Annotated in this window: 18 protein-coding genes, 1 other RNA gene and 1 pseudogene; 11 read left to right on the top strand and 9 right to left on the bottom strand. The window is 64.3% G+C overall.

What is annotated here, in order from left to right:
• Position 1 precedes the first annotated feature (1 nt).
• The 3 genes from AWB82_RS23300 to ffs all read right to left on the bottom strand — a co-directional run bounded on the left by AWB82_RS23300 (position 2) and on the right by ffs (position 2,994).
• Positions 2-328 (bottom strand): YbaB/EbfC family nucleoid-associated protein, encoded by a 327-nt coding sequence (locus AWB82_RS23300; protein ID WP_086971405.1) that lies wholly within the window; start codon positions 326-328, stop codon positions 2-4.
• Positions 329-435: 107 nt separating this feature from the next.
• Positions 436-2,718: a DNA polymerase III subunit gamma/tau gene (gene dnaX / locus AWB82_RS23295; RefSeq protein WP_086971443.1), complete on the bottom strand. Its 2,283-nt coding sequence runs from the start codon at positions 2,716-2,718 to the stop codon at positions 436-438.
• A gap of 177 nt (positions 2,719-2,895) precedes the next feature.
• Positions 2,896-2,994: signal recognition particle sRNA small type (gene ffs, locus AWB82_RS23290), an RNA gene on the bottom strand.
• 333 nt (positions 2,995-3,327) lie between these two features.
• Here ffs and trxA point away from each other — a divergent pair.
• The 10 genes and pseudogenes from trxA to AWB82_RS23240 all read left to right on the top strand — a co-directional run.
• A complete protein-coding gene (gene trxA / locus AWB82_RS23285) occupies positions 3,328-3,654 on the top strand; it encodes a thioredoxin TrxA (protein ID WP_008349330.1) in 327 nt (108 codons plus the stop codon).
• A 273-nt stretch (positions 3,655-3,927) separates the two neighbouring features.
• Complete coding sequence (gene rho / locus AWB82_RS23280; protein ID WP_062605555.1) at positions 3,928-5,193, top strand: transcription termination factor Rho; 1,266 nt, start codon at positions 3,928-3,930, stop codon at positions 5,191-5,193.
• Positions 5,194-5,306: 113 nt separating this feature from the next.
• Positions 5,307-6,173: a M90 family metallopeptidase gene (locus AWB82_RS23275; RefSeq protein WP_086971403.1), complete on the top strand. Its 867-nt coding sequence runs from the start codon at positions 5,307-5,309 to the stop codon at positions 6,171-6,173.
• 98 nt (positions 6,174-6,271) lie between these two features.
• Positions 6,272-6,526, top strand: coding sequence for a type B 50S ribosomal protein L31 (locus AWB82_RS23270; protein ID WP_086971401.1), 255 nt, complete (start codon positions 6,272-6,274; stop codon positions 6,524-6,526).
• Between the two features lie 260 nt (positions 6,527-6,786).
• A complete protein-coding gene (locus tag AWB82_RS23265; RefSeq protein ID WP_086971442.1) occupies positions 6,787-8,550 on the top strand; it encodes an ArnT family glycosyltransferase in 1,764 nt (587 codons plus the stop codon).
• 40 nt (positions 8,551-8,590) lie between these two features.
• Complete coding sequence (locus AWB82_RS23260) at positions 8,591-9,952, top strand: MATE family efflux transporter (protein WP_086971440.1); 1,362 nt, start codon at positions 8,591-8,593, stop codon at positions 9,950-9,952.
• Between the two features lie 117 nt (positions 9,953-10,069).
• On the top strand, positions 10,070-16,066 hold the full coding sequence (locus AWB82_RS23255) for an Ig-like domain-containing alpha-2-macroglobulin family protein (protein ID WP_086971399.1): 5,997 nt from the start codon (positions 10,070-10,072) through the stop codon (positions 16,064-16,066).
• Positions 16,067-16,070: 4 nt separating this feature from the next.
• Positions 16,071-18,317 (top strand): penicillin-binding protein 1C, encoded by a 2,247-nt coding sequence (pbpC, locus tag AWB82_RS23250; RefSeq protein ID WP_086971398.1) that lies wholly within the window; start codon positions 16,071-16,073, stop codon positions 18,315-18,317.
• Between the two features lie 204 nt (positions 18,318-18,521).
• Positions 18,522-19,106 carry a ComEA family DNA-binding protein gene (locus AWB82_RS23245; protein ID WP_086971397.1) on the top strand — a complete coding sequence of 195 codons (585 nt, stop codon included), beginning with the start codon at positions 18,522-18,524 and terminating at the stop codon, positions 19,104-19,106.
• 139 nt (positions 19,107-19,245) lie between these two features.
• Positions 19,246-19,722, top strand: a pseudogene (locus AWB82_RS23240) (YidB family protein); the annotation flags it as partial.
• Between the two features lie 63 nt (positions 19,723-19,785).
• On the opposite strand, the gene AWB82_RS23235 reads toward AWB82_RS23240, so the two are convergent.
• The 4 genes from AWB82_RS23235 to AWB82_RS23220 form a co-directional block, all read right to left on the bottom strand.
• Positions 19,786-21,132 carry a HipA domain-containing protein gene (locus AWB82_RS23235; protein WP_086971393.1) on the bottom strand — a complete coding sequence of 449 codons (1,347 nt, stop codon included), beginning with the start codon at positions 21,130-21,132 and terminating at the stop codon, positions 19,786-19,788.
• On the bottom strand, positions 21,122-21,439 hold the full coding sequence (locus AWB82_RS23230; RefSeq protein ID WP_086971392.1) for a helix-turn-helix domain-containing protein: 318 nt from the start codon (positions 21,437-21,439) through the stop codon (positions 21,122-21,124). Before AWB82_RS23230 ends, AWB82_RS23235 begins: the two co-directional genes overlap by 11 nt.
• Before the next feature lie 210 nt (positions 21,440-21,649).
• Positions 21,650-24,247, bottom strand: a complete 2,598-nt coding sequence (clpB, locus tag AWB82_RS23225; RefSeq protein WP_086971390.1) for an ATP-dependent chaperone ClpB — start codon at positions 24,245-24,247, stop codon at positions 21,650-21,652.
• 179 nt (positions 24,248-24,426) lie between these two features.
• Entirely contained in the window at positions 24,427-24,936 is a 510-nt protein-coding gene (locus AWB82_RS23220; RefSeq protein ID WP_086971438.1) for an Rrf2 family transcriptional regulator, read from the bottom strand.
• Between the two features lie 297 nt (positions 24,937-25,233).
• Between AWB82_RS23220 and AWB82_RS23215 the strand changes: the two genes are divergently transcribed.
• On the top strand, positions 25,234-25,779 hold the full coding sequence (locus tag AWB82_RS23215; RefSeq protein WP_086971435.1) for a group III truncated hemoglobin: 546 nt from the start codon (positions 25,234-25,236) through the stop codon (positions 25,777-25,779).
• 5 nt (positions 25,780-25,784) lie between these two features.
• Here AWB82_RS23215 and moaE read toward each other — a convergent pair whose 3' ends face one another.
• Both moaE and moaD read right to left on the bottom strand, forming a co-directional pair.
• A complete protein-coding gene (moaE, locus tag AWB82_RS23210) occupies positions 25,785-26,258 on the bottom strand; it encodes a molybdopterin synthase catalytic subunit MoaE (protein ID WP_086971388.1) in 474 nt (157 codons plus the stop codon).
• A 1-nt stretch (position 26,259) separates the two neighbouring features.
• Complete coding sequence (gene moaD, locus AWB82_RS23205) at positions 26,260-26,517, bottom strand: molybdopterin converting factor subunit 1 (protein WP_061178639.1); 258 nt, start codon at positions 26,515-26,517, stop codon at positions 26,260-26,262.

The following is a 26,517-nucleotide window of genomic DNA, read 5'->3' as shown; positions in this document are numbered from 1 at the left end:
GTTAGAACGGGAGCTTGAAACCCGGCGGCATCGGCATGCCGGCCGTCATGCCACTCATCTTTTCCTGCGACGTGGCTTCGGCCTTGCGCACGGCGTCGTTGAACGCGGCGGCGACGAGGTCTTCCAGCATGTCCTTGTCGTCGGCGAGCAGGCTCGGGTCGATCTGCACGCGACGCACCTCGTTCTTGCAGGTCATCGTCACCTTCACGAGACCGGCGCCGGACTGGCCCTCGACCTCGATCTGCGCGAGCTGATCCTGCATCTTCTTCATGTTTTCCTGCATCTGCTGAGCCTGTTTCATCAGCCCGGCGAGTTGGTTCTTCATCATGGTTCGGCTCCTTCTTCGAAAACGTGTGGCAAAGGCACGCGCGATGGGCGCACGCCCGATATTCAGTGCGGCTGCGCGGCGTCGAGAACCACGCCGCGCGCTTCAATTCACGACGGATTCGCGCCCGATGCGGAGATCGGCTTGATCGAACCCTGCACGATGCTCGCGCCGAAATCGCGGATCAGCGATTGCACGAACGGATCGCGCTTGATCTCCTGCTCGGCTTCCTGCTGACGTCGCGCGCGATCGGCGGCATCGAGCGCGGCGGCGGTGCGGCGCGCGGGCGCGACGTTCACGCTGACTTCGACCGCGCGACCCAGCTTCTCGGCGAGCGCGGCCGTAAGCTTCGTGACGTGCGTGGCGTCGGTGTACATCTGGACCGGGACCGCGAGCGTGACGGAGTTCGCGTCGCAGGCGGTGAGTTCGCTGTTGAACGCGAGCTGATACGCGACGCCTTTCAGCGGCAACTCGACTGCGAGCGCGGCCCACTCGATGGACACGCCAAGCGCATCGAGCGGCACGGCGGCCGGCAGCGGCGTCGTGTCGATCACGGGCGCGGGTTTCGCCGCGGCCTCGACGTTGAAGCGCATGTCGTCCGGACCGCTGTCGAAGGCGGGCACGAAGCCGTCGTCCGGTGGCATGAAATAAGCGTCTTCCGATCCCGCCGGCGCGTAGTCGTCGGGCGGCATGTCTTCCCACGGCGGCACGTCATTCGACTTGCGCGCGTTGCCGGATGCGGGCTGCGGCTCGGATGCGGCGGCCGGCGCAGGCGGTGCGCGGCGAGGCGTCGGAACCTTAACTTGCGCGACAGGCTTCGCGACGGGTTTGGGCGCTGCGGGCGTTGCCGTCTGCGCAGCGGAAGCGCCACGGGCGCCCCGATCGGACGACAGGCGCATGCCGGCGCTGCGCAGCACTTGGAGCGCAGCGCTCGCGCCGCCGCTTGCCGCGCGCGATGACGCGGCTTCGTCCAACGTGCGCGTGGCAGCAGACGCGGCTTCATCGGCAAGTTGCCGCGCAGCGCTCGCCACCGGCGCCGGTGCTGGTTCGGCGGGCACAGGCTCGCTCGTTTCGACCGGCGTCGCTGGCTTCGCGCTTTCGACAGCGGGTTCGACCGGCCGCGTCTCTTTCGCCTCGACGATGACCGTTTCGATGACCGTTTCGACGACCGCTTCCACCGCAGGCGCGAACGCCTTCGCCACGGGCGCAGGCGCGACGGCACGCTCGGCCATTGCGCCTGCGAGCGCAGCGCTGCGCGCGGACTTCGCGCCCGAAGGCGCGGTCACGGCCACGCCGCCTCCCGGCCCGTCCGCCGGTTCGAAGGCGAGCATGCGCAACAGCGTCATCGTGAAGCCGGCGTATTCGTCCGGCGCGAGACCGAGCTCGCTTCGCCCGACAGTCGCGATCTGATAGAAAAGCTGAACCCGCTCGGCCGACAGCATCTCGGCGAAACGGCGGATGTCCGCGGCCTCGGGCCACTCATCGAGCACCGACGTCGGCGCGAACTGCGCCCACCCGATTCGATGCAGAAGACTCGCGAGATCCTGCAGCGCCGTCGAGAACGACAGGCTGCGCAGCGCCATTTCGTCGGCGATCGCGAGCACGCCCGGGCCATCGCCGGCGGCGAGCGCATCGATGAGGCGGATCAGATAGCTTTGATCGAGCGCGCCGAGCATGCCGCGCACGGCTTCCTCGGTGACTTCGTTCGCCGAATACGCGATGGCCTGATCGGTCAGCGAGAGAGCGTCGCGCATGGAACCGTCCGCCGCGCGCGAGAGAAGACGCAGCGCCTGCGTCTCGAACGAGATGTGCTCTTGCTGAAGAACGTTTTCCAGATGAGACACGATGTGCCCTGCCGGCATCTGCTTCAGATTGAACTGGAGGCAGCGCGAAAGCACGGTGACGGGAATTTTTTGCGGATCGGTCGTCGCGAGAATGAACTTCACGTGCGGCGGCGGCTCTTCCAGCGTCTTCAGCATCGCGTTGAAGGCGTGGTTCGTGAGCATGTGCACTTCGTCGATCATGTAGACCTTGAAGCGGGCATCGACGGGTGCGTACACGGCGCGTTCGAGCAGCGCCGCCATTTCGTCGACACCGCGATTGCTCGCCGCGTCCATTTCGACGTAATCGACGAAGCGCCCTTCGTCGATTTCCCTGCACGCACGGCACACGCCGCACGGCTTCGAGGTCACGCCCGTTTCACAGTTGAGCGCCTTCGAAAAGATGCGCGAGAGCGTCGTCTTGCCGACGCCGCGCGTGCCCGTGAAGAGATACGCGTGATGCAGGCGGCCGCCGTCGAGCGCATGGGTGAGCGCACGAACGACGTGCTCCTGGCCGACGAGCGACTCGAATGATTTCGGCCGCCATTTGCGTGCGAGAACTTGATAGGTCATGCGCGAAATTGTATCAGCAACGACCTTGCGCAACGCCGTTCCTAAAGGCCGGCGGCGTATCCGCACATGGCGCTTTCGGCTGGTGCGCACGCACGCAAATACCGCTCTCGAAAGAGGCGCGAAACGGCAAATAGAAGCAGGGGAAAACGCGAGAGGAACAACGGAAGATAAGCGGAAGGTGACGAGCCCGACCCTCGGCACTGGTGGAAAGCGGCTGTGGCTGCTTCGTTCCCGACCTGACCAGGTTGACCGCGCCACCATGCGAGGAGGCCCGTCACGACGAAGTGTACCACGAGGTCGGGCACGACCGGAAGGCATCAGTGGAAACGCGCGAACCTTCGCGACGCCTCTTGTGCTTCGTGTTTTCGGCCTCAGATTCGCCCTATCAGTGCCCGGCAACGGATAGCGAATTAGGCTAAGATGACACGTGAATTACTTGGAAGTGGTGCATCTCGCCCTTCCACGGATCATTCGCCGCCGTTCGCGAGTCATTTTGGCGCACGGCGAGCGGGCCGAACCCTGCCCGTTGGCGACAAAAAATTTTTCAGTTTAGGTGTATCGTGGCGAGCATTCAAATGCGGGCCTCGATTCAATAGAGGTATTCAGACAATGAGCGAATCAATCAAGCACATCAGCGACGCTTCTTTCGAACAGGACGTCGTCAAGTCGGATAAACCTGTCCTGCTCGACTTCTGGGCGGAGTGGTGCGGTCCGTGCAAGATGATTGCCCCGATCCTCGACGAAGTTGCGAAGGATTACGGCGATCGCCTGCAGATCGCGAAGATCAATGTGGACGAGCATCAGTCGACGCCGGTGAAGTTCGGCGTGCGCGGCATTCCCACGCTGATTCTCTTCAAGAACGGCGCGGTCGCGGCGCAAAAGGTCGGCGCATTGTCCAAGTCGCAACTGACCGCGTTCCTCGACAGCAACCTGTAACGGCATCATCGGCAGGCGGCGGCATCTGCTGACGCCTGTTTCTCGCATTCGCAGCGCCGCATCGGCACAACCGGGAAGCGCGACCGATATGCAGCCGATGTTGTCACGCGACAACATCGGCCGAAAAGCCCCGCCCAAAGCCCACCCGAGGGCCATGTGGCGTGTGCTATGCTAGAATAACAAGAGTTCAAGAAGTATTAAGTCTCGAGCGGTTCCGCTCACCTCTTCTCCCAAATCTTTCTGTCGTACCTCTCTCCCCGGCGGGAAATCCGTATGCATTTATCCGAGCTCAAGTCTCAGCACGTCTCCGCACTGATCGAGATGGCCAATGGCCTCGAAATCGAAAATGCGAACCGCCTGCGCAAGCAGGAATTGATGTTCGCAATTCTTAAGAAGCGCGCCAAGGGTGGCGACACGATTTTCGGCGACGGCACGCTCGAAGTGCTGCCCGACGGTTTCGGCTTCCTGCGCTCACCCGAGACCTCGTATCTCGCGAGCACGGACGACATCTACATCAGTCCGTCGCAAATCCGCCGCTTCAATCTGCACACCGGCGACACGATCGAAGGCGAAGTGCGCACGCCGAAGGACGGCGAGCGTTATTTCGCCCTCGTGAAGGTCGATAAAGTCAACGGGCAGCCGCCCGAGGCCTCGAAACATAAGATCATGTTCGAGAACCTCACGCCGCTGCATCCGAACAAGCCGCTGCCTCTCGAACGCGAAATGCGCGGCGAAGAGAACGTCACGGGCCGGATCATCGACATGATCTCGCCGATCGGCAAAGGTCAGCGCGGCCTGCTCGTGGCGTCGCCGAAGTCCGGCAAAACCGTGATGCTGCAGCACATCGCGCATGCGGTGAAGGCGAATCACCCGGACGTCATCCTGTTCGTGCTGCTCATCGACGAGCGTCCGGAAGAAGTGACGGAAATGCAGCGCTCGGTGCGCGGCGAAGTCATCGCATCGACCTTCGACGAACCGGCCGCGCGCCACGTGCAAGTGGCCGAAATGGTCATCGAGAAGGCGAAGCGTCTCGTCGAAATGAAGCACGACGTCGTGATTCTGCTCGACTCGATCACGCGTCTCGCGCGCGCCTACAACACGGTCGTGCCGGCATCCGGCAAGGTGCTGACGGGCGGTGTCGACGCCAACGCGCTGCAGCGTCCGAAGCGCTTCTTCGGCGCCGCGCGCAATATCGAGGAAGGCGGCTCGCTCACGATCATCGGCACGGCGCTCATCGAGACCGGCAGCCGCATGGACGACGTGATCTACGAAGAGTTCAAGGGCACCGGCAACATGGAAGTGCACCTCGAACGCCGTCTCGCCGAGAAGCGCGTTTATCCGTCGATCAATCTGAACAAGTCGGGCACGCGTCGCGAAGAACTGCTCATCAAGCCGGATCTGCTGCAGAAGGTCTGGGTGCTGCGCAAGTTCATCCACGACATGGACGAAGTCGAAGCAATGGAATTCCTGCTCGACAAGATCCGTCAGACGAAGAACAACGCCGAGTTCTTCGACATGATGCGTCGCGGCGGAAGCTGATCCGATTCGCTGCTTCAGACTAAAAAACCGCCAGCTTCGTCCGGCGGTTTTTTTATGCCTCGCGACGGCCCGGCTCCGTACAATCCGGTCTATCGAAGCGACCTGAACGACCGATGGCCAACCTCTTCTCCCGCTGGTTCGGCGCGCAACGCCGCGAGCGAGCGCTGCGCAAATACGCGATCGACGACGCGCTCTGGCAGCGCACGCTCGACACGTACCCGTGCTTCGGCCATCTGGATGCGAACGACCTCGTGCGTCTGCGCGAGACCGCGAGCCTTTTCATCGCGCAAAAGGAATTCTCGACGGCGCACGATCTCGAACTGACGGACCCGATGATCGTCTCGATCGCCGCCCAAGCCTGCCTGCCGGTGCTCAATCTCAGCCTGGATCTGTATCGCGGCTGGGTCGGCGTGATCGTGTATCCGGGCGAATTCGTCATCAAGAAGACCGTCGAAGACGAGGACGGCGTCGTGCACGAGATCGAGCACGATGCGAGCGGCGAAGCATGGGAAGGCGGCCCGGTCGTCCTTTCATGGGAAGACGCGCAAATGGCCGACGGATCGGACGCCTACAACGTCGTGATCCACGAGTTCGCGCACAAGATCGACATGGTGACGGGCGAGGCCAATGGTCATCCGCCGCTTTTTCGCCGCTGGCACGCACCGCTCGATTCGACCGCGTGGTCGGACATTTTCGACAACGCCTACGACCAGTTCTGCGCGCGCACGGATGCCGTGCCGCAACGCCGCTGGGCGCGCTTCGAGCGCGAATCGCTGATCGATCCATACGCGGCCGATCATCCGTCCGAGTTCTTCGCGGTGTGCAGCGAGGCGCTTTTCGTGACGCCGAAGGCGTTCGAAGCCGAGTATCCCGAGCTTTACCGGCTGCTCGCGCGCTATTACCAGCAAGACCCAGCGGGTGTCGGCGCGCTCGTTGCGCCAGTTGCGCCGCAGCCTCCGAAAAAGATGTCAACCGACTGATTTTCTGGCATAATCGCCGTTTTTCGACCCTAGGCAAGTGACTCGCGCGGCACAAACAAGTGCAACGGGTTGGCTACCGCCAGATATCAGGAAAGACCATGAAAGAAGGCATTCACCCGAATTATCGCGAAGTCCTGTTCGTCGACATGTCGAACGACTTCCGCTTCGTGACCCGCTCGACCATCCAGACGCGCGAAACCGCCGAATTCAACGGCAAGTCGTATCCGCTCGCGAAGATCGAAGTGTCGTCGGAATCGCATCCGTTCTACACCGGTCAGCAAAAGATCATGGACACGGCCGGTCGCGTCGAGAAGTTCAACAACAAGTTCGCGCGCTTCTCCGCCAAGAAGTAAGTCGGGCTTCGGCTTCAAGCAAAAAAGGGCAGCTTTGGCTGCCCTTTTTTGTCGCCTGCAGGTTTGCATCGACATTTCGTCGTCCGTGCGGCGCGCGGCGGCCCCATCTTTGCTGCATTCGGTAAGCGTTGTTGCGCGCGGTTACGGCGCGTATCGATGAACCGCCCTTTACGCCGCCGCGCGACTACAATGCCGGTTGCTTTGGCCCCACGCTCGCTGCGCGCGAGATCCGCGGACCGTTCTCCATCAAGCCTTCACGCATGCGATCTGTCGTTCGTCTGACCGCCTCCGCCACCAGCGCCCTGCCGCGCTGGCTGCTGCTCGCCATCTGTATCACCTACGCGTCATTCGGCCTGTTCGGGCGCGATCCGTGGAAGAACGAGGATGCGGCGGGCTTCGGCGTCATGTGGACGATGGCCAACGGCGACGCGCGCGACTGGCTGCTGCCGAATCTGGTCGGCAAGGCGCCCACCGCCGATGGCCCGCTGATGTACTGGCTCGGCGCCTCCGCCATTCGACTGCTGAGCCCGTGGGTCGATGCGAGTAACGCGTCGCGCGTGGTCACGGGCCTGCTCTTCTGTCTCGCCTGCGCGTTCGTCTGGTATTCGGCGTATCTGCTCGGCCGGCGCGACGAGGCCCAGCCCTTCAAATATGCATTTGGCGGCGAACCGGAGCCACGCGACTACGGCCGCACGCTCGCCGACGGCGCGCTCATGATCCTGCTCGCGTGCCTGGGCCTCGCCGAGCGCGGCCACGAAACCACGCCGCAGCTCGCGCAGTTCGCCGGCACCGCGATGCTCCTCTACGCCCTCGTGCGCAGTCTCGACAAGCCGATTCACGGCGGCCTCATGTGGGGCGTGGCGATTGGCGTCGTCGGGCTGTCGAGCTCGCCGGTGCTCGTGTTCGCGCTCCTGCTCTGCACGCTCGCGATGACCATCATCGTGAAACAGGTCCGCGCCGCGCCGCTCTTGATCTACGGCCTGCCGGTCGCGATCGTGTTGATCGGCGCGTGGGTGCTGCCGACGCTGCATTACTTCCCCGAGGACGGCGAATGGTGGCTGCGCCAATGGTGGCGCAACAGCTTTTCGTTCTTCTCCGGCACGCCGGGGGCGATCTTCGGCTACGCGATCAAGAACCTGCCGCTCTTCACGTGGCCCGCGTGGCCGCTCGCGATTTGGGCGTTCGTCAGTTGGGGCGGATTGCGCCGCTCGCCGCACGTCGGTGTGCCGCTGTCGATCATCGGGCCGCTGCTCGTGCTGGTCGTGCTGCAGGCGCACGAAACCAACCGGCTCTTCATGCTGCTTCTGCCGCCGCTTTCGGTGCTCGCAACCTTCGCGCTGCCCACCCTCAAGCGCGGCGCGATCAACGCGATCGACTGGTTCGCGATGCTGAGCTTCACGATCATCGGCTCGCTGGTATGGCTCGTGTGGAGCGCCGGCATGTTCGGTTTTCCCTCCGCGATGGCCCGCAATCTCGCGCGCCTCGCGCCGGGCTTCCATCCCGAGTTCAAGCTGATTTCCTTCGTCTGCGCGGTGGCCGTCACCGCCTGCTGGTTCCTGCTCGCGCGCTGGCGGCTCGCACGTCATCCGAAGGTGCTCTGGCGCAGTGTCGTGCTGTCGAGCGCAGGCACCACGCTCATGTGGGTATTGCTGATGACGCTGTGGCTGCCGGTCGTGAACTACAGCCGGACGTATCGCGACGTGGCCGAGCAGATCGCCGATCATCTGCCGCCCGACTACACCTGCATCTCGCCCGTGCGCCTGGGCGATGCGCAAATCGCCACTTTCGCCTATTTCGGCGGCATGCACTTCGCGTTCGACGAAGATTGCGACGTGATCCTGCGCCAGGACCCGGCCGATTACGGCGAGCCGTCGTCGATGTCGGCGTTCCAGTGGAAGCTCGTGTGGGAAGGCCGGCGCGTGGCCGATCGTGACGAGCGCTTCCGTCTCTACGTGCGCATCGAGCGTCCCACGCCGCCGCCGAAGAAGCCGCTGCGTCCGAAGAGCCTGCGCCGGACGCAGTAATACGATGCGCGCGATACCGACATCGACGAGCACGACGGGCATGTTCAGCGACGTGCGCAAGATCGCGACGCTCGCGTGGCCGGTGCTGATCGGCCAGCTCGCGGTGATCGCGTTCGGCGTGATCGACACCGCAATGGTCGGCCGCTTCTCCGCCACCGATCTCGCCGCGCTCGGGCTGGGCGGCTCCGTCTATATCTCGGTGTATATCGGGCTGACGGGAATTCTGGTTGCGTTGCAGCCGATCGCCGGTCAGCTTTTCGGCGCGGGCCGTGAAAGCGAAATCGGCGAGGAGACGCGTCAGGCGTTCTGGCTCGCCGCCGTGCTCGCCGTGATCGGCTTCGTGCTGCTCTTCCATCCCGAGCCGCTTCTGTCGCTCGCGAAGACGCCGCCCGCGCTGCACGACCGCACCGTCGACTATCTGCGCATTCTCTCGTTCGGCCTGCCCGCGAGCCTCGCGTTTCGCGTCTACAGCTCGCTCACGAATGCGGTCGGCAAGCCGCGTCTCGTGATGTTCCTTCAGGTCGGCGGCCTGCTGCTCAAGTTTCCGCTCAACACGTGGTTCATTTTCGGTGGCGCAGGCATGCCCGCGCTCGGCGGTCCGGGCTGCGCGCTCGCGAGCACGCTCATCAACTGGGTCCTCGCGATCGTCGGCATGACGGTGCTATTCAAGGTCGAGTTCTTCCGCCCGTTCGGCATCTTCTCGCACTTCTGCTGGCCGGTCTGGCGGCGTCAGCTCGCACTCCTGCGACTCGGCATTCCGATGGGTCTTTCGTATCTCATCGAGGTCACGTCGTACACGTTCATGGCGCTCTTCATCTCGCGCTTCGGCACGACGACGCTCGCCGGCCATCAGATCGCGGGCAATCTCGGCGCGGTGCTGTACATGACGCCGCTGTCCATAGGCATCGCGTCGTCGACGCTCGTATCGCAGGCGCTCGGCGCGCAACGCTACGACGACGCCCGCTCGATCTCGCGTCACGGCATCGGCATGGCATGCGTGCTTGCGCTCGCGTACGGCGTGATCCTGCTCGCGGCGCGTCCCCAGGTGATCGCGGCGTACACGCCCGATGCCAACGTCATCGCGGCCGCCATGCCGCTCGTGCTCATCATCTTCTTCTATCACCTGAGCGACGCGCTGCAGATCACGACCGCGTTCATCCTGCGCGCGTACAAAGTGACGCTCGTGCCGACCGTGATCTACGCGATCGCGCTGTGGGGCATCGGGCTTGGCGGCGGCTATCTGCTCGGATTCGACGTGGGCGGCGGCGTGCCCGAATGGCTGCAGGGCGCGCGCGGCTTCTGGATCGCGAATTCGGCGAGTCTGGGCGTCGCGGGCGTCGGCCTGTTCCTGTACTGGCGGCGCGTCAGTTCGCGGCATCTGAACAGGATCGACGCGACCTGAACCGCTTGCAATCGATGCGAAGAATTTTCTGAAAAGACATCATGGGTATGCATCGGCGGAAAGATTATCGTAAGGCTCCAGTAGAATTTCGCGTCGGGGAAAACTCGGAGCGAGTGGATGAGCCGCATTACAACGTCACAAAAAAAATGGATTCTGGCCGCAACCACGCTGATCGCCGCGCTGGGCTTCAGCGCTGTGCTTCATCGGGCCGATGCCGCGCGCATCGCGAGCGTGTCGCCGCAAGGCAAGGTCGCGCAAGTGCGGCAGGTCGTCGCCAAGTTCGACGAACCGATGATCGCCTTCGGCAATGCGGCCGCCGCCGCGCCCGGCAAGATCGTCTGTAGCGGCGCGAGCGCATCGGCTACCGCCGGCTCCGGCCGCTGGATCGACGCCAAAACCTGGGCCTTCGACTTCGAGCGCGATCTGCCGCCCGGCGTACGCTGCGCGCTCGACCTGCCCGACAGCCTGAAATCCACGGCGGGCAACGCGCTTTCCGGGCCGCGCCACTTCGCGTTCCAGACAGGCGGGCCGTTCGTCACGCGCATCATGCCGAGCTACGGCGACATCGAAGAGAATCAAGCCTTCGTGTTGCGCCTGAACGGGCCGGCGACGCAAGCTTCCGTGCTTCAACATGTCTGGTGCGAATCGAACGCGCTGGGCAACCGTATTCCGGTTCGCGTCGTCGACGACGCCACCCGCGCGGCGCTGCTCAAGCATTTCAGTCTGGAGAAGGAAAGCGATCGCGTGCTCACGCTCGCGTGCCAGCAAACGTTGCCGTCCGCGACGAAGATGCAGCTCGTATACGGTGAAGGCGTGACGGGACCGAGCGGCATCGCCAACGACGTCGAAAAGCGCTTCGACTTCGACGTGCGCAAACCCTTCGCGGCGAGCTTCTCGTGCGAGCGCGAGAATGCGAAAGCGCCGTGCACGCCGCTGCGCCCGCTGCGGCTGAGCTTCAGCACGCCGATCAGCCGCGCCGACGCGCAGAAGTTCGCGTTACGCGGTCCGAAGGGCAGCGCGGCGCCTCGATTCGATGCGAACGACAAGGACGCGGAAGTGAGCGACATCGAGTTCGCCGCGCCGCTGCCCGAGCGCGCCGATCTCGTCATCGAGGCGCCCTCGAATCTGAAAGACGTGAGCGGTCGCCCGCTCGCGAACGCCGATCTCTTCCCGCTCAAGACCGCGACCACCGCAATGCCGCCGCTCGCGAAATTCTCGTCGGGCACGTTCGGCATCATCGAGCGATTCGCGGAGCCCGGCATGCCCGCGATGCTGCCGGTCACGCTGCGTCACGTCGAAGCGGACCTGCATATGCAAGGGTTCAACTCGGGCACGTCGCAGATCACGAAGCTGAGACTCGACGCCGACACGGACATTCGCCAGTGGATGCGCGCCGTCGATATGTTCGACGGCATTTCGCGGTCGCGCTCGGCGATCGAGAACGACATGCCCGAGATGCTGAATAACGGCATCAAGCCGGTCATCATCCCGAACAGCGACGGCTCGGTGTCGAAGGATCCGGATATCGACGTTCGATCGCTGTCGATGCTCGCGAAACGAAGCGGCGTCGAAACCCTCACGCTGCCCCCTGCCGATCCCAAAGCGCTGCGGCCGTTCGAAGTCGTCGGCATTCCGCTGACGAAGCCGGGTTTCTATGTGGTCGAACTGGCCTCGCCCGCGCTCGGCGCGTCGCTGCTCGGCAAGAATCAGGCGATGTACGTGCGCACGTCGGTGCTCGTCACCAACCTCGGCGTGCATTTCAAGCAGGGACGCGAGAACAGCGTCGTGTGGGTCACGACGCTCGACAAGGGCAAGCCCGTCGCGAACGCGTACGTGCGCGTCACCGACTGCAACGGCGACGAGATCGCCACCGCCAAGACCGATGCGCAAGGCATCGCGAGAATCGGCAAGCCGCTCGTGGCCGAGCGCCGATGCAACGAGCACAGCCTCGCGTGGGGCGGCTTCTTCGTGTCGGCGCGCGTGGACGATGCCGTCAGCGGACCGGACATGGCGTTCGTGACGTCGGACTGGAATCGCGGCATCGAATCGTGGCGCTTCAACGTGCCGACCGACATGAGCGCGGCGCGCACGACGCACGCGCATACCGTGTTCGACCGCACGCTGCTGCGCGCGGGCGAAACCGTGTCGATGAAGCATCTTTTGCGTGTGGAGACGCTCAACGGCTTCGCGTTTCCGACGCGCTATCCGAGCCGCGTGACGATCCGGCACGTCGGCAGCGGACAGACGTGGCATCTGCCGCTCAAATGGGCGGCGGATCATAGCGCCGATTCGACCTTCTCCGTGCCCGCCGCCGCGAAGCTCGGCGAGTACAGCGTGGCGCTCGACGACGGCGCGGCTTCATCGGACGACGACGATAACGACAACGCGATAACGCAGTCGTATGAATCGGGCAGTTTCCGCGTGGAGGAATTCCGCCTGCCGGTGTTCAAAGGCTCGATCTCGGCCGGCGACGCCAAATCGCCCGGCCTCGTGGGGGCGCAAGAAGCGCCGGTCGCGGTGCGGCTCGAATACGTGCAAGGCGGACCGGCATCGAATCTGCCGGTGCAGGTTTCCGCGCTCGTGCGCGATGCCTCGCCGCCCTTCGCTTCGCAATACGAAGCGTTCAGCTTCGCGCCCTATCGCAAGCCGACGGACGACGGCGCGAGCGCGAGCGCCGAAGACGAAGACAGCGAGCAGCAGGACAACACGACGACGAAGCTCATCGCCGACAAGCTGCGGGTCACGCTCGATCGGGACGGCGCGGGCAAGGTCACGGTGAAGCCGCTGCCGACGGTCGATTCGCCGAAGCGTCTCGCGCTCGAAGCGAGCTTCGCCGATCCGAACGGCGAGATTCAGACGATTAGCGGCGGCACGACACTGTGGCCCGCCGCGGTCGCGGTCGGCGTGAAAGCGGGACACTGGGTATCGATTGGCGGTGCACTGCCGGTTCAGGCTATCGCGCTCGATTTGCAGGGTAAGCCCCGCGCGGGCGTATCGGTCGAGATCAAGGCCATCGCACGCGTGATGTCGAGTTCGAGGAAGCGCATGGTCGGCGGCTTCTATGCGTACGACAACCACACCGAGATCAAGGACCTCGGCACGCTGTGCAGCGGCAAGAGCGACGATCACGGCATCGTCTCGTGCGATGCGAAGCTGAAGGAATCGGGCAACGTCGATCTCGTCGCGATCGCCAAAGACGGCGACGGGCGCGCGGTCAACGCGAGCACGTCGGTGTGGGTCACGCGCGCGGACGAGCTGTGGTTCGGCGGCGAAAATACCGACCGTATCGACGTGTTGTCCGAGAAAACGAGCTACGAGCCCGGCGAAACCGCGCGCTTTCAGGTGCGCATGCCCTTCCGCTCGGCAACCGCGCTCGTCGCGGTCGAGCGCGAGGGAATCGTCGAGACGCGTGTCGTCGAACTGAATGGCACGGACCCGACCATCGAGCTGAAAGTCGAGGAGTCGTGGGGACCGAACGTGTACGTATCGGTGCTGGCGTTGCGCGGGCGTATCCGCGAAGTGCCGTGGTATTCGTTCTTCACGTGGGGATGGAAGGCGCCGGTCGAATGGGCGCGCTCGTTCTGGTACGAAGGCCGTCAGTATCAGGCGCCGACGCCGCTCGTCGATTTGAGCAAGCCCGCGTTCCGTTACGGGCTTGCATCGATCAGGGTCGGCACGGCGGCGCACAAGCTCGCGGTCAGCGTGAGTCCGGACGCGAAGTCCTACACCGTGCGAGGCAAGGCGCACGTGAAGGTGAAGGTCGCGATGCCCGATGGCAAGCCCGCGCCCGCTGGCACGCAAATCGCGGTCGCAGCTGTCGATGAAGCCTTGCTCGAACTCATGCCGAATCAAAGCTGGGACGTGCTCGACGCAATGCTGCAACGGCGCGCGTATGGCGTCGCGACGTCGACCGCGCAGATGGAGATCGTCGGGCGGCGTCACTTCGGGCGCAAGGCGGTGCCCGCGGGCGGCGGCGGCGGACACAGCGCGACGCGCGAACTGTTCGACACGCTGTTGCTGTGGAATCCGCGCGTCACGCTCGATGCGAAAGGCGAAGCCACCGTCGAGGTTCCGCTGAACGACGCGCTCACGCGCTATCGGATCGTCGCGGTGGCCACGGTCGGCGCGGGACAGTTCGGTTCCGGCAGCGCATCGATTCAAAGCACGCAGGACTTGCAACTGATTTCGGGATTGCCGCCGCTCGTGCGCGTGGGCGATGCGTTCCGCGCGCAGTTCACGCTGCGCAACACGACTGCGCGGACGATGCGCGTCGTCGTCACGCCGCGTGCCGGCGCGCTTGCGCTCGATGCGCGCACGGTCGAGCTTGCGCCGGAATCGTCGCAGGAGGTGGCATGGGAAGTGACGACGCCCGACGTGCTCGGCGCGGAATCGTCCGCGGCTCTGGAGTGGAACGTGAGCGCGTCCGAGCAAGCCGGACCCAAGGCAAGCGATGCCGTCAAACTGACGCAAAAAGTCGTCGCGGCGACGCCGGTGAACGTGCAACAGGCGACCATCGCACAAGTCGATGGCACGCTCACGCTGCCCGTCGCGCCGCCCCCCGATGCGGGCAAGTCGAGCGATGGCGCGGTGCGCGGCGGCATCGCGGTATCGCTGCAGCCGAAGCTCGCCGATGGCCTGCCTGGGGTGCGCCGCTGGTTCGAGCGTTATCCGTACAGTTGCCTCGAACAGCAAACCTCGCGCGCGCTCGGCCTGATGAACGCAGCGCAATGGCAAGGCGTGCTCACGAAGATGCCGTCGTATCTCGACCGCGACGGTCTCGCGAACTACTTCCCGCCGGCCGACGACGAGCGCCCGACCGGCAGCCCCGCTCTCACGGCGTATCTGCTCGCCGTCACCGATGAAGCCGCGAAGCAGGACCGCCGTTTCGCCCTGCCCGACGATCTGCGCAATCAGATGGCGGCCGGCCTTGCGAATTTCATCGACGGCAAGATCGAGCGCAAGTTCTGGGCGCCGCGCAACGGTCTCGACTTCGAGAAGCTCGCCGCGATCGAGGCCTTGTCGCGCTATGGCCTCGCGCAAGCGCGCATGCTCGGCTCGATCACGGTCGCGCCCGATCAGTGGCCAACATCGGCGGTGCTCGATTACTACGCGATCCTCTCGCGCGTCGAGGGCATTCCCGGTCGCGACGAGAAGCGCGCGCAAGCCGAGCAGATCATCCGCGCGCGGCTGACTTATCAGGGCACGCGCCTCACGTTCTCGACCGAGCGCGACGACGATCTCTGGTGGCTCATGACCGGCGCCGAAACCAACGCCGCGCGCACCGCGCTCATCTTCGCGGATGCGCCCGAATGGAAGGACGAGATGCCGCGCCTCGTCGCGGGCCTGCTCGCGTTGCAGAAGAACGGCGCGTGGCAAACCACGACGGCCAATCTCTGGGGCGCGCTCGCCGTCGGCCAATTCTCGCGGCTTTTCGAAAGCACGCCGGTCACGGGTCTCACGTCGATTCAACTGGGCACGTCGATGCAAAGCGTCAACTGGAGCGCCGCGGCCATGCCTGCGCCCGCTTCGGCCACGCCCGCGACGAAGAGCGCGAACACGCGCAGCGTGATGCTGCCGTGGAGCAGCGCCTCGCTCACGCTCACGCAGGACGGCACCGGCAAGCCATGGGCGACGATCGAAAGTCTCGCGGCCGTTGCGTTGAAGGCGCCGTTCGCGGCGGGCTATCGCATCGTGAAGACCGTCACGCCGGTCGATCCGGCCGTGAAAGGCGTGCTCTCGCGCGGCGACATCGTGCGCGTGCATCTCGACATCGACGCGCAAAGCGACATGACATGGGTCGTCGTCAACGATCCGATTCCGGCGGGCGCGGCGATACTCGGCTCCGGCCTCGGACGCGACTCCGAAGCGGCGACCCAAGGCGAAAAGCAGGATCGCGGCGCGTGGCCGGCGTTCGTCGAGCGCGGTTTCGACGGTTATCGCGCGTATTACGGCTATCTGCCGAAGGGCAAGCTGAGCGTCGAATACACCATGCGTCTCAACAATCCGGGCACGTTCGGCCTGCCGCCGACGCGCGTCGAAGCGCTTTACGCGCCGTCGTCGTTCGGCGCGTGGCCGAATACGCCGGTGGTCGTCAAACCGCTCGCCGGGAAGTGACGCGATGAAGCGCGCAGCGGCTTGCGTCATCGCGTGCGTTCTGTCGGCGGCGGCGCACGCGCAGCCGAGCTTCGACGATGTGCGCGCGAATTGGCGCAGCTCCGACTGGGTGCTGCTCTCACGCGAGGGCGAGCCGCTCGCGCGCACGCGCATCGACAAGCACGCGCGGCGCGGCGACTGGATCGCGCTCGCGGACGTGTCGCCGGCGTTGCGCGAGGCAATCGTCGTATCCGAGGACAAGCGCTTCTACGAGCACGCGGGCGTCGACTGGCGCGGGGCCGCCGCCGCCACGTGGGGCAATCTGTGGAACACGCGCACGCGCGGCGCATCGACCGTGACGATGCAGCTCACCGGTCTTATCGACGACGATGACAAGCCCTCGGGCCGACGCTCGATCGGCGAAAAGGCCGGGCAGTCGATCGGCGCGCTGTGGCTCGAACGCACCTGGCGCAAAGATCAGATTCTTGAGGCCTATCTGAATCTCGTGCCGTTTCGCGGCGAGATCGTCGGTTTGTCGGCGCTATCGCAGACGTTGTTCGGCAAAGCGCCTTCCGGTCTGGACGAACGCGAAGCAGCGCTCGCCGCCGCGCTGGTGCGCGCGCCGAACGCGCCCTATACGAAAGTCGCGGCGCGCAGTTGCGTGATTCTGCGCGACATGCGCTCGCTGCACGGAGTCGCCCGCAGCGTCGATCCGTGTATCAATCTCGACAGCTATGTTCAACTCGCGCTCACCCGCACCGCCTCCGCGCCCGCCTTCGCCCAGGCCGACGACGCGCTCGCGCCGCATCTCGCGCGACGCATCGCGGGCGAAGTGCATCCAACGGCGGGCGCGCGCGTGCGCTCCACGCTCGACGCGCGCCTGCAACGTTTCGCCCGCGATACGCTCGCCCGCACGCTCGCCGAACTGAACGCGCGCGCGCATCCGCGCAACGTACACGACGCGGCGGCCATCGTGATCGACAACCGCTCCGGCGACGTGCTCGCGTGGGTCGGCTCGGCGGGCGGCCTGTCGAACGCGCCGGAAGTCGACGCCGTGCTCGCCGCGCGTCAGGCCGGCTCGACGCTGAAGCCATTTCTCTATGCGCAGGCGATCGACGAGAAGCGCGTCACCGCCGCCACGCTGCTCGACGACGCACCGCTCGATCTCGCTACCGGCGGCGGCCTATACATTCCGCAGAACTACGATCACGACTTCAAGGGCTGGGTGAGCGTGCGCACCGCGCTCGGCTCGTCGCTGAACGTGCCGGCCGTGCGCACGCTCGTGATGGTCACGCCGCATCGTTTCGCGAAGACGCTCGTCGCGCTCGGGCTGCCTTTGTCGCAAGCGGGCGACTACTATGGTTTTTCCCTCGCGCTCGGCAGCGCGGACGTGACATTGGCGACGCTCGCCAATGCCTACCGCACGCTCGCGAACGGCGGCATCGCACGCCCGTTTTTCGATCTCGCGGACGGCCCGAGGGAAGTTCCGTCAGGGCAACGTCGAACCGAACCGGCGGCCACGCGCGTCTTCAGCCCCGAAGCGAGCTTCATCGTCACCGATATCCTCGCCGACAACAACGCCCGCACGCGCACCTTCGGCTTCGACAGCGTACTGGCCACGCGCAGCTTCAGCGCCGTGAAAACCGGCACCAGCAAGGACATGCGCGACAACTGGGCGGTCGGTTTCACTGCGCGATACACCGTGGGCGTGTGGGTCGGCAATGCCGACGGCGCGCCGATGTGGGACGTTTCAGGCGTGACGGGCGCGGCGCCGGCATGGAACGCTATCGTCAACTATCTGAACCGGCGATCGGATAGCCGCGCACCGCAAGCGCCCTCGGGCGTCGTGATGACGCGCGTCACGTATCAGAACGACATCGAGGCGGCGCGCAGCGAATGGTTCGTGCGCGGTACGCAGATGAGCGCCGTCGGTCTCGCGGCGAACGCGGCGCCGCCCGCGCGCAACGCCAACGCCGATGCCGACGCGCAGGCGGCACGTATCGGCGCACCCACGGACGGCACGATCTTCGCGCTCGACCCGGACATTCCGCCCGCGCGCCAACGCGTGTGGTTCGCGCGCGCGGACAACGGCGTGCGCCTCGCCTGGCGGCTCGACGGCAAACCCTATGGCCTTGACGCCCGCGCGGCGTGGTTGCCCTGGCCCGGCCGGCACGTGCTCGAACTGGTGGATTCAAAGGGCAACGTCGTCGATAAAGTCGGCTTCGAGGTTCGCGGCGCCTTTGCGAAAGCGCCCGCCGGCACATCGAAGTGATGCGCGGCACGCCGCCAAGACGGCGGCGTCATCCATCCGGCGGTTCGCAACGTTAAAGATTGTGCGGGGCCGAGGTGCGCGCGGCGGGGTCGTGCACAATGCGAGCGTCATCGTTCGGGACGGTTTTTTGCCCTATCCTTAACGGCATCTTCCCAATTGCCCGAACTTATCGATTCATCCTTCTCTCAAGCCTGGAGTGCCGTCATGCTGAAAAAGCTGCTGATGTTGTGCCTAGCGTTCATGCTGTCCATGGGAACGGCTTTTGCCGCGGTCGATGTCAATACCGCCGACCAGGCCGCACTGGAATCGGTGAAGGGTCTCGGGCCCGTGAAATCGAAGGCGATCATCGACGAGCGCACGCAGCACGGCCCGTTCAAGGACGCCGACGATCTCGCGACGCGCGTCAAGGGTCTCGGCACCAAGTCGGTGACGACTCTGGAGCAGAACGGCCTGACGGTCGGCGGCTCGTCGCTGCCGCCGACGGGCAAGACGTCGAAGCCCACGACTTCGTCGACGCAAGGCGGCAGCGCCGCACCGAACTCGACGGTCAAATCCTCGACCGCGGCCACCGGCGCGACTTCCCCCGCCGCCACGACGGCGCAGACGCCGGCCACGACGCCTGCCGCTCCCGCATCGGGAACCAAGGCGTCCAAGAAGTCGAAGAAGGACAGCGCGGCGTCGGCGTCGGCGAGTGCATCGAGCCCGTCAGCCGCGAGCGAAACGAAGCCCGCCAAGTCGAAGCGCAGCAAGAAAGACAAGGCCGCCAGCGCCGCGGCTGCCAGCCAGTGATTCCTCGGGGAACCTTGTCGAAGGGAAATTGCCTTCGTATGACCATCGTTGAACGGCCGCTCGCGGCCGATGCCCGCACCGCCCGCGCCCGGTTTCGAGCCGAACGCGGCAGTGCAGGCGAACCCACCCCGCAACTTCTCGTAGTGAGACTGCCATGAGCCTACTCGATATCCTCGCCTCCACCCTCGGCAATTCGTCGCAACAACAAGGCGGTCAACCCGCCCAGTCCGGCCAGGCCGCGCTGATCACAGCGGCGCTTGCATTCGTCAACAGCCAGCCGGGCGGTATCATGGGCCTGATCCAGCGCTTCCAGCAACATGGCGCAGGCGATGTCGTCCAGTCATGGATCGGGACCGGCGAAAACAAACCCATCAGCCCCGATACGCTCACGAACGTGCTCGGCCAGGACAACGTCGGCGCGCTCGCCCAAAAGGCCGGCGTCTCGGGCGATCAGCTTTCGGGCATGCTCGCGGCGGTGTTGCCGCATATCGTCGATCGCGCGACGCCGAACGGCCAAGTGCCGCCCGAAGGCCAACTCGATCTGAGCAGCGTGCTCGGCTCGCTCGGCGGCCTGACGGGTCTTTTCGGCAAGAGCGAAGAGCCGAAGCAGGGCTGAACACGCTTTTCGGCATTGCATTCAAAGCCCCGCAGGCATTGCGCCGCGCGGGGTTTTTGCATTTCAGGAAGCCGCGAGTTTGCGTGTCATGTCCTCGATGATCGTGTAGCGGATCACGCGCAGGCACATCAGTTCGCCGCCGAGCGTCGCGGCGAGTTGCGGCCGTGCGGCGAGAAGCGCCGCGTTCTCATCTTCTACGTGCGCGTACAGATCGGCAGCCGCGCGCACGATCGAGGCCGCGAGCGCATCCAGCAGTCGTTCGGCTGTCTTCCGTGCGATACCGAGCGCTTCGCCCGCACGCAGCATCAGCGTGCGGTCGAAGTCGTCGTAGTAGCGCGCGCCGAGTATGTCCCACGCGAACGATACCCGCTTCGGCCAAACGGCCTTCTCATACGACGGCGTGGCGTACGCGGCCACGCTCAGCAGGTCGTAGAAGGGCGCGAGCTGGATGCCTTCGCGTGAAACGAGGAAGCTGAGGTTCTTCAGATGCGCGTCCGAATTGCCCACTAGCACGTTGAACACGAGCCACGAGAAAAGCCGCGCGCGCGCCGCCGCCTGATTGCGGCAACGCGCAGCGAGCGTCGCGAGTTGCTCGACGCTACCCTGCTCGTACTTGAACGTACGCGCGAGATCGAGCAACTGGCACGCGTCGATGCTATGCAGCCGGCGCCATTGTCCCGCGCGCGATTCGCGGTCGAAGCGATCGATGAGATACACCGGGGACGGCACGTAGCGCCGATGCACGACGGGCACGCCGAGCCGCAGCTTGCCGGCGAGCTTCATCACGAACCATTCGTTGATGACCGAGTGCGGATAGTCATTGGTGTCCTGATGATTCGGCTTCAGGATATGCGTCGACGGCGTGCGGCCCGCGGGCTCAAACAGCGAGCCGTCGCGCAGCACAACCGCAAGCTTGTGCTGCGCGCCGGCGAGCGACATGCGCTTGAGCGCGTCGTGTGTGAGCGGCACGCTCGGCAACGCGTCGATGCGGGCCTGCAACGCTTCGTCGGGCAGAAAGCGCTCCGCGGGCGACGGCTCGTCCCTCGCACCGGGCGGATGAAGCGTCACCGAACCCGCCGATTCCGCGCCGTAGTGCGCGAGCAGCGCGAAGGCATCGGCTTCGTTGCGAATGGCGGCATCGCGCGCAAGCAGCGTGCGCTGGCCTTCTTCCGGTAGAAGGTTGTCGAAGTACCACTGCACCGAGCGGCGCGTGCTGCCGTCGCGCGATACGTCCGCTTGCAGCGGCAGCGCGGGACTCAGGGGATAGCCGTCCGCGCTGTCGCGCCATGTCGGCAGATAAGAGAACGACCAGATGTCGTCGTCGGCGTTGAGCACGCCCACTTCGACATCGTTGATGCTCGCAATCAGATTGCGTCGACCTTCGAGCGTCGCGATGTTCTCAGGACTCATCCGTGTGCTCCGGTGCACGACGGCGTTTCGCCGCCCGCTCGACGCGCGCGTAACGCTTGATCTCCTCTCCCGCGAAAAGCTCGCCTGCTTCGTCCGGTATATCGACAATCACGCGCACGCCCAGGCCATCGAGCACCTGAAAAAGTTTGCCCCAATGCACGCTCTCAGCGCCCTTTTCGACCTTACCGAGAAAGCTCTCGCTGATGCCGATGCTGCCGGCGGCGTCGTCCTGGCGAAGCCGCTGCGCCTTACGCGCGGCGCGCACCGCGACGCCGATGTCGTGCGCGTTTCGAATGTCGATTTCCATGATTAAAATCCGTGCAATTGCAAGGAAAAAGTGGACTTATTGTATGTGGTCAAAATAATCCATGCAACTGAACAGATTTCTCGCGATTCGAGCAAATTTGGCGAAGAAACCTGACGATCGAACGGATTATGAAAACAAAAAAAGCAACGAATCGCTCCGTTGCCTTTTTGCATGAATGACCGTCCCGTCACCGGGACGACCCGATCGCTCTCAATGCACCACGCGATCGAACACGAATTTCCCTTCCCGCACGTCGACCGGAATGACGTCCTTCGGGCCGAATCGTCCGCCGAGAATCAGCTTGGCGACCGGATTTTCGATCTCCTGCTGAATCGCGCGCTTCAGCGGCCGCGCGCCGAATAGCGGGTCGTAACCGACCTTGCCGATCTGCTCAAGCGCCGTATCCGACACTTCGAGCTGCATGTCGAGCTTCGCGAGACGCTCCTGCAGACGATGCAACTGAATCCTCGCGATCGACTCGATGTTCGTGCGATCGAGCGCATGGAACACGACGACATCGTCGATACGGTTCAGAAATTCCGGCCGGAAGTGCAGCTTCACTTCTTCCCACACGGCGTCCTTCACTCGTTCCTGCGGCTCGCCGACCATGCCCTGAATGACTTGCGAACCGAGGTTCGACGTCATCACGATCACCGTATTCTTGAAGTCGACGGTGCGGCCCTGGCCATCGGTCATGCGGCCATCGTCGAGCACTTGCAGCAGCACGTTGAACACGTCCGGGTGCGCCTTCTCGATTTCGTCGAGCAGGATCACGCTGTACGGCTTGCGACGCACGGCTTCGGTCAGATAACCGCCTTCCTCGTAACCGACGTATCCCGGCGGCGCGCCGATCAAACGCGCGACGCTGTGCTTCTCCATGAACTCGCTCATGTCGATGCGGATGAGATGATCCTCCGAATCGAACAGGAACGCGGCCAGCGCCTTGCACAGTTCCGTCTTGCCGACGCCCGTCGGGCCGAGGAACAGGAACGAGCCATACGGCCGGTTCGGGTCCGACAGACCCGCGCGCGAACGACGAATCGCGTCCGCCACCGCGCCGATCGCCTCGTCCTGGCCGATCACGCGCTCATGCAGCTTGTCCTCGATCTGCAACAGCTTCTCGCGCTCGCCCTGCATCATGCGCGATACGGGAATGCCGGTGGAACGCGACACGACTTCCGCGATTTCCTCCGCGCCGACTTGCGTGCGCAGAAGACGCGGACGCGTCGGGTTGTTCTGTTCCTGCGACTCGGCCTGCGTCACCTGCTTGAGACGCGCTTCGAGTTCCGGCAGCTTGCCGTACTGCAACTCGGCGACCTTTTCGAGCTTGCCTTCGCGCTGCAAACGCGTGATATCCGCACGCACTTTTTCGATCTCTTCCTTCAGTTGCGCGCTGCCCTGCACCGCCGCTTTCTCGGCAGTCCAGATTTCCTCCAGATCGGAATACTCGCGATTGAGCCGGTCGATTTCCTCTTCGATCAGTTGCAGACGCTTCTGCGAAGCCTCGTCCTTCTCCTTCTTCACCGCTTCGCGCTCGATTTTCAACTGAATGAGACGGCGTTCGAGCTTGTCCATCTCTTCGGGCTTCGAATCGATTTCCATCTTGATGCGCGACGCGGCTTCGTCGATCAGATCGATGGCCTTGTCCGGCAAAAAGCGGTCCGTGATATAGCGATGCGACAACTCCGCCGCCGCGACGATCGCCGGATCGGTGATCTCGACGCCGTGGTGCAGCTCGTACTTCTCCTGCAAGCCACGCAGAATCGCGATGGTCGCCTCGACCGACGGTTCGTCGACGAGCACTTTCTGAAAACGCCGCTCAAGCGCCGCATCCTTCTCGATGTACTTGCGGTACTCGTCGAGCGTGGTCGCGCCAATGCAATGCAGCTCGCCGCGCGAGAGCGCGGGCTTCAGCATGTTGCCCGCGTCCATCGCGCCTTCGGCCTTGCCCGCGCCGACCATCGTGTGAATTTCGTCGATGAAGACGATGGTTTGCCCTTCGTCCTTCGCGATATCGTGAAGCACGGCCTTCAGACGCTCCTCGAATTCGCCGCGATACTTCGCGCCCGCGAGCAGCGCGGCCATGTCGAGCGACAGCACGCGCTTGCCCTTGAGCGTTTCCGGCACTTCGCCGTTGACGATGCGCTGCGCGAGCCCTTCGACGATCGCCGTCTTGCCCACGCCCGGCTCGCCGATCAGCACCGGATTGTTCTTCGTGCGGCGCTGCAGGATCTGAATCGAGCGGCGAATTTCGTCATCACGGCCGATCACCGGATCGAGCTTGCCCGCGCGGGCGCGCTCGGTCAGATCGACGGTGTATTTCTTGAGCGCCTCGCGCTGGCTTTCGGCGTCCTGGCTATTCACCTGCGCGCCGCCGCGCACGGCGTTGATCGCCGCTTCGAGCGCACGGCGCGTGAGGCCGTGTTGCTTCGCGAGACGGCCCACGTCGCCACGATCGTCCGCGACGGCGATCAGGAACATCTCGCTCGCGATGTACGTGTCGTTGAGCTTCTGCGCTTCCTTGTCGGCGGCGTTGAGCAGGCCCGCGAGGTCGCGGCTCACTTGAACGTTGCCGTCCGTGCCCTGCACTTGCGGCAGACGGTTGATCGCTTCGTTCAGCGACGCCTGCAGCGCCTGAACCTGCACGCCCGCGTGCGACAGCAACGAGCGCGCGGAGCCGTCCTGCTGCGCGATGAGCGCCGCGAGCAGATGCACGGGCTCGATGTACTGGTTGTCGCGCCCGACTGCCAGGCTTTGCGCGTCGGAGAGTGCTTCCTGAAATTTGGTGGTGAGTTTGTCGATTCTCATTTTTTAAAAGCTCCAATTCTGAATACGATCAAAATGAGGCGCTTTTTATCACTTTCAAGCGCGGATTAGCGCGAAAAGTGCACTTTTTTGTTCTTCGACAATAACGGCGGCAACCGCCTCAAGCTCAGGATTGACCTGCGGCGTCCGGGTTTCGTTCAATGCGTGGCGCGTCGAATCTCTCAGGAAGACGCACGAATCGGCTCGGACGGACCCGCCGGAAGCGGCACGATGCGCACGATGCCGAGCAGCCGCGCGAGATCGTTCGCGGGTTGCGCGAGTTCGCCGATCGTGTGCTTGTCGAGCTCGGCGAGGAAGGCGTCGCGCGCGAGCGCGAGCACACCGCGCAGACGGCAGCTCGGCTGAATCACGCAGCGCTGATGCGGTGAGGTTTCCAAATTCGCCGACTCACTCGCGAGGCAACCCACGAGCGCGAAATCGCTCTCGGTCTCGCGCACGATATCGCCGATGGTGAGGTCGTTCGTCCGCGACGCGATCCTCAGTCCACCGTTGCGCCCACGCACGGTCTCGACCCAGCCGAGTTCGCCGAGCTGCTGGACGATCTTCATCAGGTGATTCTTCGAAATGCCATACGCATCCGAAATTTCCTGAATCGTCGAAAGGCCGGAAGGTCGAACCGAGAGATAGAGCAGGACGCGCAGCGAATAGTCGGTGTAGTCGGTGAGTCGCATGATCTTGCGCGGAGAAATTTGGATGCAAAAGCGCATCCGTAATTCGACGGGACGCGCGTATCGTCAAAGAGTCCACGTAAAGACGAGGGACGATGACACGAACAGACGCGGCTGACTTACCATCGGCGCACCGCTTGCCGGCGTCGAAGCCCAAAGGCGCGGCACATGAAAAACCATGCCATTCGTACGCCTCTGGCCGCGGGAAACGAATTCGCGCGTGAAAGCGCCATTTTGCGACATCTTGACGTTCTTCGCCCGAAAAATCTGAACCGCTCGCCCCTACTGTTTCACCGATCGATGATGAACACCGAACACCCTTCCACTAACGCGCCGCGCGAACGCGAGCCCACCGAAGCCAACGTCCGCGCGCTGGTCGAAGCCTTCTATCGCCGTGTCGACGACGATCCGCTCCTTGGCCCGATCTTTTCGCGTGCGCTGACCGGCCGCTGGGACGAGCATCTCGCCAAGATGACGACTTTCTGGTCGAGTCTCGTGCTCGGATCGAAGCAATATCGCGGGAACGTGCAGGAGGCGCATCGTCCGATCGACGATATCGAGCCGCAGCACTTCGCGCGCTGGCTGTCGCTGTTTCTGAACACCGTCGAGTCGCGCTACGAACCGGCCGCCGCCGTGCAGTTCATGGAGCCTGCGCTGCGCATCGCGCAGAGCTTGCAGTTGAGCAAGTTCGGCTGGGATTATCAGATTCCCGTCGAGCAGCAGGAACTGCTCGCGGCGCTGAAGCGTCAGCGCACGGGAGGCGCGCCCGAACCGCGCTTTCCCGAACGTCCGGACGCCGAGCCGTTTCCCGCGAAGTTCATCGGCAAATCCGCCGACGGGAAGTGAGGCAGTCAGGACCGCCCGTCTTGCCAGCGCGCGAGCGCCGCATCGTCGGATTCGCGCGCGTCGACCCAGCGCTCGCCCGCTTCGGTCTTTTCCTTCTTCCAGAACGGCGCCTGCGTCTTGAGATAGTCCATCACGAAAGCGCACGATTCGAACGCTTGCGCCCGATGTTTCGCCGTCGTCGCGACGAGCACGATCTGGTCGAGCGGCTTGAGTTTGCCCACGCGATGCACGATCAGCACGTCTGAGCCACGCCAGCGCTCGCGCGCCTGATCGGCGATGGCTTCGAGCGATTTCTCGGTCATGCCGGGGTAGTGTTCGAGCTCCATCGTCTCGACGGCGCTGCCTTCGTTCAGATCGCGCACCGTGCCGACGAAACACGCGATCGCGCCCACTTTAGGATTGTCGGCGCGCAACGCGGCCACTTCCGCGCTGATGTCGAAATCGGCTTCCTGCACGCGGATTCTGGAATGCGTGCTCATGTCAGCCACCCGTGACAGGCGGAAAGAACGCAACCTCGCAGCCCTCGGTAATGCGCTGCGACGGATTCGTCATCACGTGATTGCAGGCCATGCGCAACGCGCGGCCTTCGGCGAGCGCCTCTTCCCACGCGCCGCCGCGCATGCGCAGCCACGCGCGCACGTCGCCGACGTTGACCACCGTGTCCGGCACGCTGACCGTCTCGTTCGCGACGCCGAGCGCTTCGCGCACGCTCGCAAAAAACCTCAGTTCAACTTTCAT

Source organism: Caballeronia glebae, assembly GCF_001545035.1.
Lineage (GTDB): Bacteria > Pseudomonadota > Gammaproteobacteria > Burkholderiales > Burkholderiaceae > Caballeronia > Caballeronia glebae.
The sequence above is the reverse complement of the archived record's forward strand: the minus strand, read 5'-3'. Positions and strand labels throughout refer to the sequence as shown.

Excerpts from the sequence above, each read along its gene's own strand:
- moaE (WP_086971388.1), bottom strand. The coding sequence starts at position 26,258 with ATGAGCACGCATTCCAGAATCCGCGTGCAGGAAGCCGATTTCGACATC.
- moaD (WP_061178639.1), bottom strand. The coding sequence starts at position 26,517 with ATGAAAGTTGAACTGAGGTTTTTTGCGAGCGTGCGCGAAGCGCTCGGC.
- AWB82_RS23230 (WP_086971392.1), bottom strand. The coding sequence starts at position 21,439 with ATGGAAATCGACATTCGAAACGCGCACGACATCGGCGTCGCGGTGCGC.
- trxA (WP_008349330.1), top strand. The coding sequence starts at position 3,328 with ATGAGCGAATCAATCAAGCACATCAGCGACGCTTCTTTCGAACAGGAC.
- AWB82_RS23235 (WP_086971393.1), bottom strand. The coding sequence starts at position 21,132 with ATGAGTCCTGAGAACATCGCGACGCTCGAAGGTCGACGCAATCTGATT.
- clpB (WP_086971390.1), bottom strand. The coding sequence starts at position 24,247 with ATGAGAATCGACAAACTCACCACCAAATTTCAGGAAGCACTCTCCGAC.
- AWB82_RS23300 (WP_086971405.1), bottom strand. The coding sequence starts at position 328 with ATGATGAAGAACCAACTCGCCGGGCTGATGAAACAGGCTCAGCAGATG.
- rho (WP_062605555.1), top strand. The coding sequence starts at position 3,928 with ATGCATTTATCCGAGCTCAAGTCTCAGCACGTCTCCGCACTGATCGAG.
- AWB82_RS23265 (WP_086971442.1), top strand. The coding sequence starts at position 6,787 with ATGCGATCTGTCGTTCGTCTGACCGCCTCCGCCACCAGCGCCCTGCCG.
- AWB82_RS23215 (WP_086971435.1), top strand. The coding sequence starts at position 25,234 with ATGATGAACACCGAACACCCTTCCACTAACGCGCCGCGCGAACGCGAG.
- dnaX (WP_086971443.1), bottom strand. The coding sequence starts at position 2,718 with ATGACCTATCAAGTTCTCGCACGCAAATGGCGGCCGAAATCATTCGAG.
- AWB82_RS23260 (WP_086971440.1), top strand. The coding sequence starts at position 8,591 with ATGTTCAGCGACGTGCGCAAGATCGCGACGCTCGCGTGGCCGGTGCTG.
- AWB82_RS23220 (WP_086971438.1), bottom strand. The coding sequence starts at position 24,936 with ATGCGACTCACCGACTACACCGACTATTCGCTGCGCGTCCTGCTCTAT.
- pbpC (WP_086971398.1), top strand. The coding sequence starts at position 16,071 with ATGAAGCGCGCAGCGGCTTGCGTCATCGCGTGCGTTCTGTCGGCGGCG.
- AWB82_RS23270 (WP_086971401.1), top strand. The coding sequence starts at position 6,272 with ATGAAAGAAGGCATTCACCCGAATTATCGCGAAGTCCTGTTCGTCGAC.
- AWB82_RS23245 (WP_086971397.1), top strand. The coding sequence starts at position 18,522 with ATGCTGAAAAAGCTGCTGATGTTGTGCCTAGCGTTCATGCTGTCCATG.
- AWB82_RS23275 (WP_086971403.1), top strand. The coding sequence starts at position 5,307 with ATGGCCAACCTCTTCTCCCGCTGGTTCGGCGCGCAACGCCGCGAGCGA.
- AWB82_RS23255 (WP_086971399.1), top strand. The coding sequence starts at position 10,070 with ATGAGCCGCATTACAACGTCACAAAAAAAATGGATTCTGGCCGCAACC.